The 16468-nt window shown below is 38.1% G+C and carries 14 protein-coding genes; all 14 read left to right on the top strand.

Annotated elements, in window-relative coordinates:
• The first annotated feature begins 76 nt into the window (after positions 1 to 76).
• A complete protein-coding gene (locus VEI_RS05120; protein ID WP_059362750.1) occupies positions 77 to 1018 on the top strand; it encodes a manganese-dependent inorganic pyrophosphatase in 942 nt (313 codons plus the stop codon).
• 106 nt (positions 1019 to 1124) lie between these two features.
• Positions 1125 to 3314 carry a DNA helicase PcrA gene (pcrA, locus tag VEI_RS05115; RefSeq protein ID WP_059362746.1) on the top strand — a complete coding sequence of 730 codons (2190 nt, stop codon included), beginning with the start codon at positions 1125 to 1127 and terminating at the stop codon, positions 3312 to 3314.
• A gap of 40 nt (positions 3315 to 3354) precedes the next feature.
• The gene (gene ligA / locus VEI_RS05110) at positions 3355 to 5355 is read left to right on the top strand and encodes an NAD-dependent DNA ligase LigA (protein WP_059362743.1); all 2001 of its coding nucleotides are present in this window, start codon (positions 3355 to 3357) and stop codon (positions 5353 to 5355) included.
• Between the two features lie 64 nt (positions 5356 to 5419).
• Complete coding sequence (gatC, locus tag VEI_RS05105; protein WP_059362740.1) at positions 5420 to 5710, top strand: Asp-tRNA(Asn)/Glu-tRNA(Gln) amidotransferase subunit GatC; 291 nt, start codon at positions 5420 to 5422, stop codon at positions 5708 to 5710.
• Positions 5711 to 5721: 11 nt separating this feature from the next.
• On the top strand, positions 5722 to 7182 hold the full coding sequence (gatA, locus tag VEI_RS05100; RefSeq protein ID WP_059362737.1) for an Asp-tRNA(Asn)/Glu-tRNA(Gln) amidotransferase subunit GatA: 1461 nt from the start codon (positions 5722 to 5724) through the stop codon (positions 7180 to 7182).
• A complete protein-coding gene (gatB, locus tag VEI_RS05095) occupies positions 7179 to 8627 on the top strand; it encodes an Asp-tRNA(Asn)/Glu-tRNA(Gln) amidotransferase subunit GatB (RefSeq protein ID WP_059362734.1) in 1449 nt (482 codons plus the stop codon). The genes gatA and gatB overlap by 4 nt, the downstream gene beginning before the upstream one ends.
• Before the next feature lie 154 nt (positions 8628 to 8781).
• Complete coding sequence (locus VEI_RS05090; protein WP_059362731.1) at positions 8782 to 9147, top strand: DUF4229 domain-containing protein; 366 nt, start codon at positions 8782 to 8784, stop codon at positions 9145 to 9147.
• A 64-nt stretch (positions 9148 to 9211) separates the two neighbouring features.
• Positions 9212 to 10957: a B12-binding domain-containing radical SAM protein gene (locus VEI_RS05085; RefSeq protein WP_059362729.1), complete on the top strand. Its 1746-nt coding sequence runs from the start codon at positions 9212 to 9214 to the stop codon at positions 10955 to 10957.
• Positions 10958 to 10971: 14 nt separating this feature from the next.
• Complete coding sequence (locus VEI_RS05080; protein ID WP_059362726.1) at positions 10972 to 11949, top strand: TIGR01212 family radical SAM protein; 978 nt, start codon at positions 10972 to 10974, stop codon at positions 11947 to 11949.
• Positions 11946 to 12914 carry a PhoH family protein gene (locus tag VEI_RS05075; protein WP_059362723.1) on the top strand — a complete coding sequence of 323 codons (969 nt, stop codon included), beginning with the start codon at positions 11946 to 11948 and terminating at the stop codon, positions 12912 to 12914. The genes VEI_RS05080 and VEI_RS05075 overlap by 4 nt, the downstream gene beginning before the upstream one ends.
• A 5-nt stretch (positions 12915 to 12919) precedes the next feature.
• Positions 12920 to 13396 (top strand): rRNA maturation RNase YbeY, encoded by a 477-nt coding sequence (gene ybeY, locus VEI_RS05070; RefSeq protein ID WP_059362720.1) that lies wholly within the window; start codon positions 12920 to 12922, stop codon positions 13394 to 13396.
• Positions 13389 to 14285, top strand: a complete 897-nt coding sequence (gene era / locus VEI_RS05065) for a GTPase Era (RefSeq protein ID WP_059362717.1) — start codon at positions 13389 to 13391, stop codon at positions 14283 to 14285. Before ybeY ends, era begins: the two co-directional genes overlap by 8 nt.
• Positions 14286 to 14339: 54 nt before the next feature.
• Positions 14340 to 15674: a hemolysin family protein gene (locus tag VEI_RS05060; protein WP_059362714.1), complete on the top strand. Its 1335-nt coding sequence runs from the start codon at positions 14340 to 14342 to the stop codon at positions 15672 to 15674.
• On the top strand, positions 15661 to 16362 hold the full coding sequence (recO, locus tag VEI_RS05055; RefSeq protein ID WP_059362711.1) for a DNA repair protein RecO: 702 nt from the start codon (positions 15661 to 15663) through the stop codon (positions 16360 to 16362). The genes VEI_RS05060 and recO overlap by 14 nt, the downstream gene beginning before the upstream one ends.
• Positions 16363 to 16468: the final 106 nt, after the last annotated feature.

The raw sequence follows: 16468 nt of genomic DNA, 5'->3' as shown, positions 1-16468 counted from the left end.
TATAATATGATAGTTAAAATGATTTAATTATCGCATGGGCGATATTGTGAAATATTTATATAAAAGAGGTATAAACATGAGTGAAGTAAAAACATTTGTGGCTGGTCATAAAAGTCCTGATACTGATTCTATTTGTTCTGCTATTTCATATGCTAATTTATTAACACAAATGGGTACAGCTGCTACTCCTGTATGTGCTGGTGATGCTAACAAAGAAACTAAATATGTTTTGGCTTACTTTGGTTTTGAACATCCACAAATCGTAACTAATTGGGAAGATTTTGCTCCTAATGGTGGCGATTTATATCTGACTGACCACAATGAATCAAAACAAATTATTGATGGCTACAAATCTATGAACATGTGTGGTGTTATCGATCATCATCGTATAGGTGATTTTGAAACTGATGGTCCTGTATTTATTCGCATGGAACCAGTTGGCTGTACAAATACAATTTTGACGAAACTTTACATTGAAAATAATCAAGAGATTCCTAAAAATATTGCAGGTTTAATGTTGTCTGCCATTATTTCTGACACTGTATTATTCCGCTCGCCAACATGCACGGAAACAGATAAAGAAATGGCTCATAAATTGGCTGCTATTGCTGGCGTAGATATTGAATCTTATGGTTTAGAAATGTTGAAAGCTGGCGCAGATATTTCTGATTTAACAAATGATGAAATTGTTCGTACTGATATGAAGGAATTCTCCGAAGCAGGTCAAACGATTTCTATCGGTCAAATTTCCGTTATGGATACAACTGATGTATTGGCTAAACAAGCTGAATTAGTAGCAGCTCTAGAAGCTCTTCGTACTGCTAATGGCTATGCGGCATCCTATATTATGGTTACCAATATTCTTGATGAAAGCACAACATTGATCTATAGCGGTGATGTAGAATCCGTTGTAGTTAACGCATTTGGTAAAGATGTAAAAGATAATGCTGTATTCTTACCAAATACAATGTCCCGTAAGAAACAAATTGTACCTCCAATTTTAGGAGCTATGAAATAATAAAGGATATCGACATATATAATAAAAACGTTGCTCTTGCAACGTTTTTATTATATATGATGACAATTTATAATTACTCATTTTATGTTATAGATAAGGAGATACCATGCAATCATTGTTAGATGGCTTGAATCGGGAGCAACAGCAAGCTGTACAACATACAGAAGGACCACTATTGATTTTAGCCGGTGCTGGGTCAGGGAAAACAAAGGTATTAACTGTACGTATAGCATATTTATTAGCGCAAGGTGTAAATCCCTATGAAATCTTAGCCATTACATTCACCAATAAAGCGGCTAAAGAAATGAAAAGTCGTGTTGAAGGACTTGTGGGGGATGTTGCTAATCGTATTTGGCTAAGTACATTCCATAGTTTCTGTGCTAAATTTTTACGCTTTGAATTAGATAATTTTTTAGGATACAATAGCAACTTTACAATTTATGATACATCAGATTCACAGGTTGTTATAAAGGCAGCTTTAAAGGCTCTTAATTTGGATGATAAATATTATCCCGTGGGAGCTATGATTAGCGCTATTTCAGATGCAAAGAATAAATTGATGTTTGCTTCTGATTTTAGAAAACAAGCGCGAGACTTTTACCAACAAAAGGTAGCTGATGTTTATGAATACTATGAAAAAGAGTTACGTAAAAATAATGCGTTAGACTTTGATGACTTATTATTAGTAGCTGTAAAATTACTACAATCTAATGCAACAGTATTAGATAAATATAGCAAGCGTTTTAGATATGTCATGATTGACGAATATCAAGATACGAACCATGCTCAATATTTATTGGCATATTTATTATCGTCACATTGGAAAAACATCGCCGTTGTAGGTGATGCTGACCAAAGTATTTATGCATGGCGTGGTGCAGATATTCAAAATATCCTCGATTTTGAAAAGGATTATCCAAATTGTACATCCATTAGATTAGAGCAGAATTATCGTTCTACTAAAATTATCTTGGATGCGGCTAATGCCGTTATCGATAATAATGAAGGCCGTCCTGAAAAGAACCTTTGGACTGATAAAACAGAAGGGGCTAAAATTCAACATTTTACAGCTCAATCTGAACATGAAGAAGCGGCTTTCATAGGTGATACTATCGTAAAAAAACACGATATCCACGGTGTACGTTATGGTGATATGGCCATTTTATATCGCACTAATGCCCAGTCCCGTGTACTAGAAGAAGCGTTGATTAAGCGTGCTTTGCCATATACTATGGTAGGGGGCACAAAGTTCTACGATAGAAAAGAAATTAAAGATGTGCTAGCTTATTTGCGCGTATTATATAATCCTTTTGATGATTTGAGTCTATTGCGCATTATTAATGTACCAAAGCGTAGTATCGGTGCTACAACGGTTTCTAAATTACAGGACTATGCTCGTGAAAATGGTACATCCTTATTTATGACCTTAACTCAATTGCATCTCGTAGATAGTATTAAGGGTAAAACTAAGGAAAAGTTAGAAGAGTTTGGTATTCTTATTTTTACTCTTGTTGCGGAAATGGATGATAAATCCGTTTTAGATATCTTAGAAGCTATTCTTGATAGAACAGGATACTTATATCAGTTAGAGGAAAGTACAGACCCACAAGATCAAGCTCGTGCGGAGAATATAGGTGAGTTACTATCCGTGGCTAAGGACTTTCAAGATACGAATCCAACTGGTACAGTCGAAGATTTCTTGGAACAAGTGGCTCTTGTTAATGATGTAGATTCTTTTGAACAAGAGGATTCTAAGGTTACATTGATGACATTGCATGCCGCTAAAGGCCTTGAGTTTCCTATTGTATTCCTTGGTGGCTTAGAAGAGGGCTTGTTCCCTCATAGCCGTACCTTGATGAACCCTGAGGAAATCGAAGAGGAACGACGTCTAGCCTACGTTGGCATTACGCGTGCTGAACAGGAATTATATATTTCTAATGCTACAACACGTACTGTATTTGGTCGTACTAGCAGTTATTTACCATCCCGCTTTATAGATGAAATCCCAGCTGAACTTGTTGATGGTTTGCGGGCAAAACGGAAAGTTCCGGATGATATTAAACAAACTGTACCAAGACATATGTCTGTTACAAGTCGTCCTGTAACAAAACCAATCATTCGTAATGAGGTTATAGCTGATTGGAAGGTTGGAGATACGGCCATTCACAGTAAATGGGGGAATGGTAAGGTCGTAAACGTATCCGGTGAAGGGGCTGGTATGAAATTGACCATCGAATTCCCAACGCAAGGTGTACGTGTAGTTATGGCTAAGTTTGCACCTGTGAAAAAAGGTTAGCATAAAATCAATCGTTTAAATGATTAAATAGAGGATAATTATGAGTCCTAAAGATAGAATAGAACAATTACAAAAAGAATTGACTCATGCGCAGTATTTATATTATGTAAAAGATAATCCGACGATGAGCGATTTTGAATATGATCAAAAATATCGTGAGCTCGTTGATTTAGAAACGGCGCATCCTGAGTATATTGTACCATCGTCTCCAACTCAACGAGTTGGCATTAAGGCGGACGGTCCCTTTGAAAAGGTCGTTCATGGCAGACCCATGCTTAGCTTATCCAATGTATTTAGTGCAGATGAAGTGCGCGCCTTTGATCAACGGGTAACGAAGGAATTGGGACATCAAACAAAGGCCTATGTGGTGGAGTTGAAAATTGATGGTTTAGCTGTTAATTTGCACTATGAGAAAGGTATCTTTGTTCGTGCTGTCACACGTGGTGATGGCAAGGTGGGGGAAGATGTAACAGCCAATGTGCGCACCATAAAATCCATCCCACTTTATCTTGAAAATGCACCAGAGTTTATTGAAATTCGTGGTGAAGCATATATGCCACATAGCGAATTTAAACGTATCAACGAAGAACGAGACGAAGAAGGATTACCGACCTTTGTCAATCCTCGCAATGCAGCGGCAGGTTCTTTGCGTCAACAAGACCCTGCTATTACAGCAAGTCGTAATCTTGCGTTCTTTGCGTATGCTATCGGTTCTGAAAGTGGCGCACATATTCACACACAAGAGGAATTATTGCATACATTAGAAAATTTCCATTTTTCTGTAAACCCTCATTATCGCGTTTGTAAGACTGTAGATGACGTGATTGAGGCTATTAATTATTGGGGCGAAAAACGTCATGAATTACCATACGATACGGATGGTATGGTTATTAAGGTCAATGATTTTGCAGATCAAGATGTATTGGGGACCACTGCAAAAGATCCTAAATGGGCTACGGCTTATAAATACCCTCCAGAAGAGGTAGAGACTATTATCAACGATATCACTATTAATGTTGGTAGAACAGGTGTATTAACACCTACAGGTGAATTACAAGCTGTATTCGTTTCTGGCACTAATGTGAGTCGCGTCACATTACATAACCAAGATTTCATTACTGAAAAAGACATTCGCATTGGTGACCACGTGGTTATTCATAAGGCTGCAGAAATCATTCCAGAGGTGATTCGCGTATTACCAGAAAAACGAACTGGTAATGAGGTTCCTTTTGCCATTCCTAATCAATGTCCTGTATGTGAATCTCCTGCGGTGCGCCGTGAAGGTGAGGCTGCTATTCGCTGCACCAATAAACATTGTCCAGCTATTGAAAAGGAACAAATTATTCACTTTGCTTCTCGTGATGCTATGAATATAGACGGCCTTGGTCCAAGCATTGTAGAAAATTTAATCAATGAGAAATTAATCTCTAATGTAGTTGATTTATATCATTTAACTACGGAATCGATTATGGCGATGGACCGGATGGGCAAAAAATCGGCAGATAATCTTGTAAAAGCTATCGCTGATTCTAAAACTCGTGGCTTAGACAGAGTGTTATTTGGCCTTGGTATCCGTCTTATAGGTTCAAAAGCGGCTAGCACGATTGCCAACGTAGTTAAGTCTATGGATAGATTCCTGACTATTACTAAAGATGAATTAGTAGCGGTAGAAGAAATTGGTCCAACTATGGCAGATAGCATTATCGAATATCGTGAGGATCCTCAACATATTGAAATTATCAATGGCTTGATTACAGCTGGTTTAAAAATGAACGTAGATGTACAAGAGGCAGCTGGTAATGAAATGGATGGGGAAATCGTCGTTCTTACAGGTAAACTCGAATCTATGGGCCGCAGTGAAGCTGGTAAAATACTAGAATCACATGGCGCTAAGGTAACGGGTTCAGTTTCTAAAAAGACAACGCTTGTCGTTGCTGGTGAAGATAGTGGTAGCAAACTGACAAAGGCGAACGAACTTGGTATTCGCGTTATCAATGAAGAAGAATTTTTAGAATTACTTAAAGATTTAGGTGAAAACTAATCCTATATTTTGAAAATATATGTCATATGCTTTATAATTAAAAGATATGAAAGGATGTGGACCGATGAAAATCAGCCAAGAGGAAATTAAAAAAATCGCTTTACTGTCCCGATTAGAAGTAAAAGAAGATAGAATGGCTAGTGTTGAGAAGGAACTATCAGATATCTTAACGTATGTAGCAGAATTAAATGAATTAGAATTAGACGATGTAGAAGTAATGGCTCATGCTGTTCCTTTGCATAATGTATTTAGAGAAGATGAGACTAAACCTTCTTTAGATCATGATTTAGCATTGTCTAATGCACCTGAAGAAGAAGATGGGTACTTTAAGGTACCACGCGTTGTACAAGAATAGGAGGTTTCACTGTGGCAACCATTCATGAATTACACACTAAATTAGTAAATAAAGAAATCAGTGCTGTAGAATTAACAAATGCAGTAATTAGTCACAAAGCAAAAGTGGAGCCAGTAGTACATGCGTATTTGTCTGATTCCCACGAGTTAGCATTAGCATCTGCTAAAGCAGTAGATGAAGCCATTGCTAAAGGGGAAACTATTTCTCCATTAGCAGGTATTCCAGGTGCGATTAAAGATAATATTTGTATCAAGGATCACCCTACAACTTGTGCATCTAAAATGTTAGAGAACTTTATTCCCCCATATAATGCATCTGTTATTGAAAAACTCAATGCTAATCATTATGTTAGTTTGGGCAAACTCAATATGGATGAATTTGCCATGGGTGGCTCTACAGAAAACTCTGCATTAGCAAAAACGGCTAATCCTTGGAATTTGGAATGCGTACCAGGTGGTTCTTCTGGTGGTAGTGCGGCGGCTGTTTCTAGCGGCTCTGCTATTTGGGCATTAGGCTCTGATACAGGTGGTTCTATTCGTCAACCAGCATCTTTCTGCGGCGTAGTAGGTATGAAACCAACCTATGGCAATGTATCTCGTTATGGTTTAATCGCTTTCGCATCTTCTTTGGACCAAATTGGCCCTGTTACGCGAGATGTAACTGATGCTGCATTGGTATTAAATGCCATTGCTGGTCATGATTCAAAAGATTCTACATCTATCCCAGGTCAACGTGTAGATTACACAAAGGCTCTTGTAAACGATGTTAAGAATTTAAAAATTGGCGTTCCTAAAGAGTTCTTTGGCGATGGTCTTAATGCAGATGTTCGTAAAGCTATGGATGAGGCTATTGAAACATATAAAAAATTAGGTGCTGAAATTGTTGAGGTCTCTTTGCCTAGTACAAAATATGCATTATCTGCGTACTATATTATTGCATTGGCAGAAGCTAGCTCTAACTTAGCTCGTTATGACGGTGTAAGCTATGGTTTACGTGTATCAGCAGATAACTTAGTAGAAATGTCTACTAAATCTCGCACAGAAGGATTTGGTCCAGAAGTACAACGTCGTATCTTGCTCGGTACTTATGTATTGAGCGCAGGTTACTATGATGCGTATTATTTGAAAGCTCTTAAAGTACGTCGCGTTATCAAAAATGAATTTGATGAAGCATTCTCCAAGGTTGATTTGTTATTAGCTCCAACAGCTCCTAATACAGCATATAAATTTGGCGAAAAAATCAATGATCCATTGGCTATGTACTTAGAAGATATTTGTACTGTTCCAGCTAATTTAGCAGGTATTCCAGGTATCAGTATTCCTGCTGGTATGAGCAGCAATAATTTGCCAATCGGCTTGCAATTATTAGGTCCTGCAATGGGTGAAGAAACATTGTTACGTGCAGCTTTCACATTCGAACAAGCTAGACCTGATTGTCAATTAGTTGCACCCACAGGGGAGGTTTCTTTATGAGCAGTAAATACGAAACAGTCATTGGTTTAGAGGTTCATACAGAACTCAAAACCAAGTCTAAAATATTCTGTGGTTGTACTACTGAATTCGGTGGCGACCAAAATACACATGTATGCCCAGTTTGCCTTGGCTTGCCTGGCGCTATGCCTGTACTTAATAAAAAAGTGGTAGAATTTGCTATTAAAGTAGGTTTAGCTTTGAATTGTGATATTTTACATTTCAATAAATTTGACCGTAAAAATTACTACTATCCAGATTTGCCTAAAAACTATCAAACCTCTCAATATGATTTGCCAATCTGCTTGAATGGGCATTTGGATATTGAAGTTAATGGTGAAACAAAACGCATTGGTATTACGCGTATTCACATGGAAGAAGATGCTGGTAAATTAGTTCATAGTGGTAACACTATTTCCGATTCTAATTCCTCCAATGTAGACTATAACCGTACAGGCGTACCTCTTTTGGAAATCGTATCTGAACCAGACATTCGTTCTGGTGCGGAAGCAAAAGCGTATGTAGAAAAACTACGTTCTATTTTGCAATACTTAGAGGTTTCTGATGGTCGTATGGAAGAAGGTTCCTTGCGTTGTGACTGTAATGTATCCGTTCGTCTTCGCGGTACTACTGAATTCGGTACACGTACAGAAACTAAGAACGTTAACTCTTTAACTGGTATTCAAAAGGCTATCGAATATGAAGCATTGCGTCAAGCTAAGCTTATCGAAGCAGGCGGTAAAGTAGATCAAGAAACTCGTACTTGGGATGATGCTCAAGGCATTACACTAGGCATGCGTAAAAAGGATGAAGAAAACGATTATCGTTACTTCCCAGAACCTGATTTGGTACCAATCGTTATTACCGACGAAGAAATTGAAGCGGCTCGTAATGCACTTCCTGAATTACAAGATGCTAAAATTGCACGCTTTGTATCTGAATATGATTTATCTCGTGAGGACGCTACTATCCTTACAGTGGCTAAGGTGACTGCTAATTACTTAGACGAGGCTGTGAACGCTGGTGCAGATCCTAAGACTGTATCTAACTGGATGCTTGGTGATTTGTCTAAGATGATTAATGAAAATAACTTAACCTTTGCTCAATCTAAGGTGAGCCCAGAAAACTTAGCTGGCATGATTGCCCTTATCGAGAAAGGTACTATTTCTGGTAAAATTGCGAAAAAGGTTATCGTATCCATGTGGGAAACTGGTAAGGATGCAGATACTATCGTAAAAGAAGAAGGCCTTGTTCAAATTACTGATACTGGTGCTATCGAAGAAATCGTTAAACAAGTTATTGCTAATAATCCACAACCAGTAGAAGACTTCAAGGGCGGTAATGGCAAAGCTATAGGTTTCTTAGTAGGTCAAGTGATGAAAGAATCTAAAGGGCGTGCAAACCCAGGCTTGGTTAATGAATTATTACAAAAATTCTTGAAAGACTAAGGTTTATTAAATCCTTTTGTTTCAAAGTTTAATATAATCATTGTCATATCCTCTATGGTGTATAATAACCATAGAGGATATTTTGTTTTTGTTAGGCTTATGGTATAATAAATTGTATAAAATTGATTAACAGTTTTGTGATAAGGAATATATCATGAATAACCAAGATACAATGAATGAAAATAAAGAACAAGAAACTAAGACACGTGTCCTAAGCGATACAGAGCGCCGAGATTTTGATGGGGTTACCATTGATGAAGAAGGGGATACTGTACATGTTGAATTTACACCTACTCAAAAAGAAGAAGACCGAAGTGGGTACGAGCAATTTCAAGACTATGGACCTCGTGTGAAGGTATATCATTTTGGCGGTTCTAGTTGGCTAAGCCGTATCATTATGATTATTGTATTAGCTGCAATCTTAGCAGCTATCGTATTCTTTGGTGGCATCATCTTGTCCATCGTTGGCGTGGTCATCCTAGTAGGGGCTATTATCTCCTTTATCTTAGGCTTGTTTTAATGGTATAATATATCTATTATGACAAGACGGTGGCAAGTCCATTCGATGATGCTAAAGGGGTACTATGAACGTAGTTCTATCAACATTAAACTCAAAATTTATACATTCTTCACTAGCCTTGAGATATCTCAAGGCTTATGGTGAAGCCCATGGACAGGCATACGATATAGTGGAATATACTATTAATATGCCTGTTTTGCATATTCTTAGCGATATTACAGAGCATGATATCGATGTCCTAGGTTTTGCCTGCTACATTTGGAATATAGAAATGACCTTGCATGTGGTAGACATGGTGAAAGCTGTACGACCAGATATTAAAATTGTATTGGGCGGACCAGAGGTTTCTTTCACAGCCGATGAATTATTAGAACGATGTCCGAATATCGATTATATTGTACAAGGTGAGGGCGAGGAAGCATTCCATGCTCTTGTAATGGCATTACAACTTGGTAATGATGGGTTAAACCCTGTGATTCCCGGTGTGAGGGGACGTAGGAATGGGAGTATTTTAGGCTCGGCAGAGGCCGTAGAGGTACGTGATTTATCTACCATACCATTCCCTTATACAGAGGAAGATATGGACGATTTAGAGCATAAGATCATTTACTATGAATCCTCTCGTGGTTGTCCTTTTTCCTGTCAGTACTGTTTGTCGGGCAATAAGAATACAGTGCGTTTTTTTCCGCAAGAGCGTACTTTACAGGAGTTACAATGGTTCATTGACCATGGTGTAAAACAGGTCAAATTTGTAGATCGTACCTTTAACTGTGCACCTCATCATCATAGACCACTTATGGAGTTCATGAGAGACAGCGATACAGATATGAATTTCCACTTAGAGATGGAACCAGAGCTTATGACGGACTGGGAAACCAACATTCTTTGTGAAACGCCGCCTGGACGCATTCAAATCGAGGTAGGTGTACAAAGTACGCATAAGAAAACATTAGATGCTATCAATCGCTATAATGATTGGCCATACATTCAAAAATCTATACGTCCTATTATTCAAGCAGGACGTACGCATGTTCACATGGATCTTATCGTAGGATTGCCGCACGAGGATTTTAATCGATTTGGACAATCCTTTAACGATTTATTTAGCTTACAACCTCATGCATTACAAATTGGATTCTTAAAATTGCTAAAAGGATCTGGTGTACGACGGATGCGTGAATACAAGTATGTAGCAGATCCATTGGCTCCATATGAGGTTCTAAGCACGCATGTACTACCTTATGATGATGTACGATTCTTGAAATATCTTGAAGATGTATTTGAGCGTTTTTATAATAGTGAACGATTTAGAACAACATTTGCCTATATCGGACAACAATTGATTCACGGTGAAACGGATGCATTTAGTTATTTCTGTGATATGACGAGAGCATGGCTTAAGGAAGGTAATCATAAGGTTAATCTTAAGGATATAGACCAAATTGAATTCTTATATCGTTTCTTCCTTGCAAAAGGTGATACTATAGCTGCAGAGTTATTGCAATACGATACATTGGTAAGCTATCGCGGTAAGGTGCGCAGCGACGCAGTAGGATTGCCTAAACAAACAAAGGAATTGCTACAAGTAGGCGAAGCGTTTTGGCGCAATGAAGAGATTGCGTCTACATTTATTCCCAATTATACGTTTAAAGAATGGCGTAAAATTCGTCAGCAATATGTGGAAATGACCATGAGCCGTGAAACAGCAACCTATTTAGGAATTCAACATATACCAGAAGGGGATTTCACAGTGATTATAGATGTGAATCAAGAGGTGGCCCCATTCATTCGCCCTGAAAACATACAATGATATAAAGGAGTGTTATGTCAGATACAACGAGACCGAAACGGTACCGGATGGTGTCAAAATTTTATAAAGAAACATATGGTGAAAAGGTATATAAATTACCTGTTGCATTACCTTTAACTTGCCCTAATCGAGATGGGTCAGCTGGTGTTGGAGGATGTACATTCTGTGGAGAAATCGGTGCCGGTTATGAAAATAGACCTGCATGGATGACGGTGCGCATGCAATTAGAAGAAGATATTACACACATCGGACCTAAATATAAGGCAAAAAAATTTATTCCTTATTATCAAAACTTTAGTAATACCTATTTACCTCTTGAGGATTTCAAATCCTATATGGAACAAGGTTGTATTGATGAAGCCGTAGGGATTGCAATCGCTACGAGACCTGATTGTATTTCCAATGAATATTTAGATGTTTTGCAGGATATACAACAGCGATTTCATAAGGATATCTACATTGAATTAGGATTGCAAACCGTTAATTATCATACACTTGAGAAGATCAATCGGGGTCATGATTTGGCGCAGTTTATCGATGCGGTGCTCCGCATTAAGCGCTATGGATTTAATGTGACCACACATATGATTGTCAATTTGCCATGGGATACGATGGAGGATACCATTGAAGGGGCCAAGATTTTATCGTCTCTTGGTGTTGACCAAGTAAAGTTACATGCCCTATATATTGTGAAACATACATTGATGGCTAAATGGTATGAAGAAGGTCAAATTACCTTGATTAGCGCCGAGGAGTATGCGGAGCGCGTCGTTCAGTTTTTACGCCATCTCCATCCAGATATCGTGTTGCAACGATTAGTGGGTCGTGCCCCAGAGGATAATACATTATTCACCAATTGGTCAATGGGCTGGTGGCGTGTACAGGATTTAATCGACGATATGATGGATGAACTAGATGCACATCAAGGCGATTTATGTGATTATTTAAATGGTAAAGCAGTACGTAAATTTATAGATGGGGGACAAGTATGAGTGAACGGGTATTTATCTTTCCTACCTATGACTTAGCACAATCTATACTAGGTCAACACAATAGATATTTACAAATGATGAATGAAGTCATTCCTGCGGATGTTGTATCCCGTGGTGATACAGTTGTCATAAAAGGAGACGAGCTTCAAGTAGAGGCGTTGTATCGGACATTAGAGGAACTGGTATTCCTCTATAAAGAAGGCAGTACGATTACAGAATCTCAAGTTCGCATTGCGGCTAAGATGGTGATGAATGGCAAAGGGGATGCCCTTCACTCTATGTTCGAGGATACTTTGTCCGTAACGATGCGTGGTAAAAGCATTACGCCAAAGACGGAAGGTCAAAAGCAATATGTAGATAGTATTCGCAAGAATACTATCACCTTTGGCATTGGACCTGCCGGTACAGGTAAAACCTTCTTAGCTGTTGCATTAGCCGCATTTTACTTGAAGAACCGCAATGTAGATAAGATTATTTTGACGCGACCTGCCGTAGAGGCTGGTGAACGACTAGGGTTCTTACCTGGCGAATTACAAGATAAGGTAGATCCATATTTGCGTCCGCTTTATGATGCGTTGCACGAAATGTTTGGTATTGAACAAGTACAACGCTTTATGGAACGGGGCACAATCGAGGTGGCACCATTAGCGTACATGCGCGGTCGTACATTAGAAAATGCCTTCGTCATCTTGGATGAAGCACAGAATACGACGGCAGAGCAAATGAAGATGTTCTTAACTCGTTTAGGTAATAACTCTAAAATGGTCGTCAATGGTGATAAAACACAAATTGACTTACCACCGCGCGTAACATCTGGCCTTAATGAAGCCGAAAAGGTATTAAAACGCGTTTCTGGTATTCATATGGTGTACTTTACAGAGCAAGATGTGGTGCGTCATGATTTGGTAGGTCGCATTGTAAAAGCTTATGATGCGTACCATCAAAAGCTTTCAAAGGAAGAATAAAAATTATGCATATACAAATTAGCTATGATGATGGCATAGAGCAAGATTCTAAAATCGAAGAGATTATACAAAAGGTTTGCGACGAGGTAAGTCGTGGATATGGTCTGGAAGATGATGAGTTGAGCATTTTATTATGTGATAATAAGAGAATTCACGAGCTCAATAAGGAATATCGCGGTATTGATAGACCAACTGATGTACTGTCCTTTGCCCTCAATGAAGGTGATGACTATGAGGGTGGTGAAGAGGAGCATCATTTACTGGGCGATATGATTATTTCCCTAGAACGAACTCATGAACAAGCCATCGAATACGGACATAGTTTTGAACGTGAGCTCGCCTATTTAACAACACATAGTTGTTTACATATTTTAGGTTATGACCACATGACCGATGAAGATAAAAAAGAAATGCGCACAGAAGAAGAATTTGTGCTTTCTAATTTAGGGTATGTACGAGAGGATCAACCATATAATGAATAAGTCAGAACATTTTAAATCTGGATTTGTTGCCGTTGTAGGGCGCCCGAATGTTGGTAAATCAACAATGATTAATGCCTTGATTGGCGACAAGATTGCCATCGTGTCCGATAAGGCACAAACAACACGAAATCGTATTATCTGTGTGTATACGGATGAAGAAAAACAAATTGTCTTTATGGATACACCAGGTGTTCATAAACCAAAACATAAATTGGGTGAATTCATGGTAGATGCAGCCATTGAATCTTTAAAAGAAACAGAAGCAGTTTTATTTGTGGTGGCTGGTAATGAAAAACGTGGTCCTGGGGATAATTTTATTATCGAGCAATTAAAGCGCGTGAAGGTACCAGTGTTCTTAGTAGTTAATAAAATTGATACACTGCAAAAAGAACAGCTATTAGAAGCCATTGTATCGTATCAAGATGCGTATCCATTTGCTGGCGTGATTCCCATCTCTGCAAAGAATAAGGACAATCTAGAGGAACTTCTTAATGTACTTAGTAAAAACTTACCAGAAGGCCCTCAATACTTCCCAGAAGATATGATTACGGACCAACCAGAACGTTTAATTATCTCCGATATCGTTCGTGAGAAAATCCTCTTATCTACCCGTGATGAAATTCCTCATGCTATCGCTGTCGATGTGGATGAAATGAAAACACGAGATGATGGCACTACTTATATTCGCGCTACTATTTACTGTGAACGTGATTCTCAGAAGGGGATTATTATCGGTAAAAAAGGTGCCTTGTTAAAACAACTTGGTGCCGAGGCTCGTGCGGATATTCAAAAACTATTAGCCACAAAAGTATATCTCGATTTGTGGGTGAAGGTTAAGAAGGATTGGCGTAATAAATCTGGGATGCTTTCAGAGTTGGGCTATAAATAATTAAGAAAGATATTTACAATATTTGGGGTTTGTATTTTGTAGAAAGGATTAGAGATGGATTCAGTTGATGGCCTGTTGCCTATAGTGCTAGGTATCATATTTATATTTTTAATTAACTTTTTAGTGGTAGCAAAATTTTCCTTTGCTCGTTTACGTAAGGAACATGTGGAGGATATGACAATTTTGTTAGAGAAAGATAGACAATTTTTGTTGAAACTCTATCAAAATCCAGAGTATTTTCTTAATACTACACAATTTTTAATTTTGTTTTTTATTCTCGCGTTAGCAGGAACAGGGACATATATATTTAATAGCATGGTATCTGAAATCATGGCGGTATTTAATTTCCATGGTACTTGGATACATAATGTACTGAACCTACTATTGCTCTTAATTATTAGTCTTATCGTTTTAATATTTGGTGAAATTGTACCCAAAGCATTGGGGTTATCATTTCCAACGCGATATGTTAATGCCCATAGCCGCATTGTTGTTGGTGTTGGTCGCATTGTATATCCCTTTGTTTGGTTAGCCGGTAAGATTTCTAATGGTATTCTTAAATTCTATGAAACAAAATATTTAACAGAGCTTGACCTCGTATATACAGAGGAAGAACTTCGTATGATGATTTCTCGTAGTCATGAGGAAGGTCAACTTAATCAAGTAGAGTCAGAGTTGATTGATAATGTATTTAACTTCGTGGAACGTATGGCAAAAGAGGTAATGGTACCACGTCAGGATGTAGAATGTATCTTTGTAGAGGATGGCTTTGAAGAGGCCATGAAGGTAGTGCGTTCAACGTCTCATACTAGATATCCATTGTGCCTAGAAGATAAGGATCACATCATAGGCCTTGTACATATTAAAGACTTAATGGAACGTCCTAATCAAGCGATGAAAGATTTGCGCAACATCAAACGGGATATCTTAACTGTGCCTGAAGTAATGAAATTATCTACATTGCTCCAATATATGAGGACTCGTCGAATCTATCAAGCTATCGTTGTAGATGAATATGGCGGTATGGTAGGCCTTGTTGGTCTTGAGGATATCATCGAAGAACTAGTAGGGGATATTCAAGACGAACATGAATCTCATTTACCTGCTACGATGAGCTATTCAGATGGTTCTTTTGAATTTGATGGTAAGGTTCTTGTTGATGAAGTCTCTGAAATGATGGATGTAAACATCGAGGATTCCGATTCGGATACAATTGGTGGTTATATTTTCGGTTTATTAGAACGGACTCCAATTGTGGGCGATACGGTAGATGCTTATGGTTATATCTTTGAAGTTATTAAAATGCAAGGATATCGTATTTCTCGCTTGCGCGTTACGCCATTGCCCAAGCCAGAAGCTGTAGAAGATGATGAACATGAACAATCTTAATGGTGGCTTTAATACACCGGCCATAGTGGTGAGCCGAAAAAAATATAAGCTCTATTCTGTGTTTACCTTTATAACACCATCACTAGGTATTATTAGGGCATCTTTACCGCATAAACGTTTACAATCACTGCGTAATGCATCGTATTTGCGTCCCTTTAGTGCTATGTATATCACTATTGTACAAGATGGAGAATTTGTGAAAGTTACGCAAATTGATGGTTCTTATGTGGTAGAATCACTAGATACGAATCTTGATAATATTGCGTATGCAGCAGTAGCCAGTGAACTGATACAAGAACTCTTTGCTTTGTACGATGTTGATCGAAAGGTTTTTGATGTTGTGGTAAATTATTCAAAATCTATTCGAAAAAGAAATGTACGTTTAGGAACGATTATATTAGGTTGGCAAATGCTTTCTCTTGCAGGTACTATGCCACAAGGTGAGGCTTTTGTTTCTAGAGATGGTATAGATGTTTTTTGGGATGAACTGCGTATGGGGACACATATGAATCCATCCATAGCATTGCGTAAAGCTATGCCGAGCATATTAACTTATCAATGGGGGGATACGCAACCTATTGAATTGCCTGGAACAATATGGAAAGAACTAGAACGTCTGTTATTTACCTATGTGGAACAAGAAATTGGAAAGCCCTTGCAGAGTGTAAAATTTTTAATGAGCATATAATAAATGCTAATACATAATATGATATGATGTTTAGGATTTGTTATCACATTTTTTTATAAATTATAAACCACTTATCTTGAATAGGCCTTGAAAACCTATTTATGAT

The sequence above is a fragment of the Veillonella tobetsuensis genome, from assembly GCF_001078375.1.
Classification (GTDB): Bacteria; Bacillota; Negativicutes; order Veillonellales; family Veillonellaceae; genus Veillonella; species Veillonella tobetsuensis.
The sequence above is the reverse complement of the archived record's forward strand: the minus strand, read 5'-3'. Positions and strand labels throughout refer to the sequence as shown.

What these genes read in the sequence shown, in the direction of transcription:
- VEI_RS05120 (WP_059362750.1), top strand. Translation starts at nt 77, where the DNA reads ATGAGTGAAGTAAAAACATTTGTGGCTGGTCATAAAAGTCCTGATACT.
- pcrA (WP_059362746.1), top strand. Translation starts at nt 1,125, where the DNA reads ATGCAATCATTGTTAGATGGCTTGAATCGGGAGCAACAGCAAGCTGTA.
- ligA (WP_059362743.1), top strand. Translation starts at nt 3,355, where the DNA reads ATGAGTCCTAAAGATAGAATAGAACAATTACAAAAAGAATTGACTCAT.
- gatC (WP_059362740.1), top strand. Translation starts at nt 5,420, where the DNA reads ATGAAAATCAGCCAAGAGGAAATTAAAAAAATCGCTTTACTGTCCCGA.
- gatB (WP_059362734.1), top strand. Translation starts at nt 7,179, where the DNA reads ATGAGCAGTAAATACGAAACAGTCATTGGTTTAGAGGTTCATACAGAA.
- VEI_RS05090 (WP_059362731.1), top strand. Translation starts at nt 8,782, where the DNA reads ATGAATAACCAAGATACAATGAATGAAAATAAAGAACAAGAAACTAAG.
- VEI_RS05085 (WP_059362729.1), top strand. Translation starts at nt 9,212, where the DNA reads ATGAACGTAGTTCTATCAACATTAAACTCAAAATTTATACATTCTTCA.
- VEI_RS05080 (WP_059362726.1), top strand. Translation starts at nt 10,972, where the DNA reads ATGTCAGATACAACGAGACCGAAACGGTACCGGATGGTGTCAAAATTT.
- VEI_RS05075 (WP_059362723.1), top strand. Translation starts at nt 11,946, where the DNA reads ATGAGTGAACGGGTATTTATCTTTCCTACCTATGACTTAGCACAATCT.
- ybeY (WP_059362720.1), top strand. Translation starts at nt 12,920, where the DNA reads ATGCATATACAAATTAGCTATGATGATGGCATAGAGCAAGATTCTAAA.
- era (WP_059362717.1), top strand. Translation starts at nt 13,389, where the DNA reads ATGAATAAGTCAGAACATTTTAAATCTGGATTTGTTGCCGTTGTAGGG.
- VEI_RS05060 (WP_059362714.1), top strand. Translation starts at nt 14,340, where the DNA reads ATGGATTCAGTTGATGGCCTGTTGCCTATAGTGCTAGGTATCATATTT.
- recO (WP_059362711.1), top strand. Translation starts at nt 15,661, where the DNA reads ATGAACAATCTTAATGGTGGCTTTAATACACCGGCCATAGTGGTGAGC.